At 41.2% G+C, this 1,795-nt stretch carries 1 protein-coding gene and 1 pseudogene; both read left to right on the top strand.

Features of this window, described 5'->3' with window-relative positions:
* Window positions 1-646 (top strand): flagellin (locus L5L97_RS22715; RefSeq protein WP_263187184.1); only part of this gene is annotated, 646 nt, incomplete at its 5' end.
* Between the two features lie 404 nt (window positions 647-1,050).
* Window positions 1,051-1,795 (top strand): annotated as a pseudogene (locus tag L5L97_RS22710) (flagellin); the annotation flags it as partial.

Raw genomic sequence — 1,795 nt, 5'->3', positions numbered from 1 at the left:
TGGTACTACGTCTTACGATTTAAGCAAATTTAACGGAAGTATGAAGGATTTAGCTACTGCTATTGGAAAGGATGGCTATTCTGCTTCCTATGATTCAAGCACTAATAAACTGAGTATTTCAGCGGATGGAGTTGCAGGGATTAAGGCTGTAGGCCCTGCAGGTGGCACCTTAACAATGGCAACGGTTACCAATGGAGTTGCAGGTGCATCAGATACTGTTGATGCAGGCGGTGTGGTTGTAAACTCTGAGTTGAAATTCTCTTCAAGTGCTGCGTTTACTGTGACAGGTACCTCTGGGGCAATTACTGGTACGGGAACTGCGTCAACATTGGCTTCAGTAAAAGATATGGATATTGGTACAGCGTCCGGTGCACAGGATGCTATAGCTATAATTGATTCCGCGATTGCAGGTATTGACTCTCAGCGTGCTGATTTAGGCGCGGCACAGAATCGTATGAGTTTTACTATTAATAACTTAGGTAACGTGCAAACTAACGTAGCGGATGCCCGTAGCCGTATTCAGGACGTTGACTTTGCTAAAGAAACGGCACAAATGACCAAGCAACAGATTTTATCTCAAACGTCTTCTGCTATGTTGGCACAAGCAAATCAATTACCCCAAGTAGCGTTATCATTACTGGGCTAATCCTTAAGCTAAGTAATAGACAATGAGCTTAATGCCCAAGTATCTATCTAAAATTTTGTTTAGACGATGTACTTGGGCATAGTTATTTTTTTCCGCGTTTCATGCTGTTAATTTGATTTTTTTGAACAAGCAATATAATCACAGACTACTAATAAGAATTTGCACTGCTCTTAGCTTATTTCTTTCCTCTTTTCTTTTTATTCCTCGGTAATCGGTTGGTTACAATCAGTTAATTCATTGTGATGATTTCTAATTGATATATTTTTTCAATTATTTAAATAAAAAAATTAAAGTAAGCCAAAGTACTGCCGTTAAACTGAATGTAACCCATGAGATTGGCCTGGCTTAACGTCATTACAGCAAGACAGGCACTAACGTAACGTCAGGTAAAGAGGATATATTTTATGGCTATTTCAGTAAACACCAACGTGACTTCAATGAATTCACAAAAGAACCTTACCAGTGCAAACAATGGTTTGAAAACGTCCATGGAGCGCTTATCTTCAGGTTTGCGTATCAATGGCGCTAAAGATGATGCCGCGGGCCTACAAATTTCTAACCGTATGACAAGCCAAATAAACGGTCTTGACGTTGCTATGCGTAATGCTAATGATGGTATCTCTATTGCACAAACAGCAGAGGGTGCAATGCAGGAATCCACTAACATTCTGCAACGTATGCGTGATCTGTCATTACAATCTGCTAACGGTTCTAACTCAGCAGAAGACCGTGAGTCAATGCAAAAAGAAATAGGCGCGCTACAAACAGAGTTAACCCGTATTGCTGATACAACTTCTTTCGGCGGGCAAAAGCTGCTCAATGGTAGTTATGGTACTCAGAAATTCCAAGTAGGTTCGAATGCTAACGAAACTATTTCTGTATCGATTGGTGATGTGTCATCAGGTTCAATTGGTCAGAATCAAAAAACAGGTGCAGGCAGTGTATTTGGTGCTGCTGCGGCGGCAGGAACAGCATATGGTGTTGCAACAGGCGCTAGTAACATTGTACTAAGCGGCCCTAATGGCACATCTACGGCAACAGATATATCAGCTATGGATGCAAAAGCTGCAGCTGAAGCACTAAATAATTTAGGTACAGGCGTTAAAGTTTCGACTAAGGCATCTGTAGAGTTGACAGGTTTCACTGCCG

It is taken from the genome of Shewanella sp. SM71, assembly GCF_025653905.1.
Lineage (GTDB): Bacteria > Pseudomonadota > Gammaproteobacteria > Enterobacterales > Shewanellaceae > Shewanella > Shewanella oncorhynchi.
Note: the sequence above shows the minus strand (reverse complement) of the source record. Positions and strands in the feature narration are given on the sequence as shown.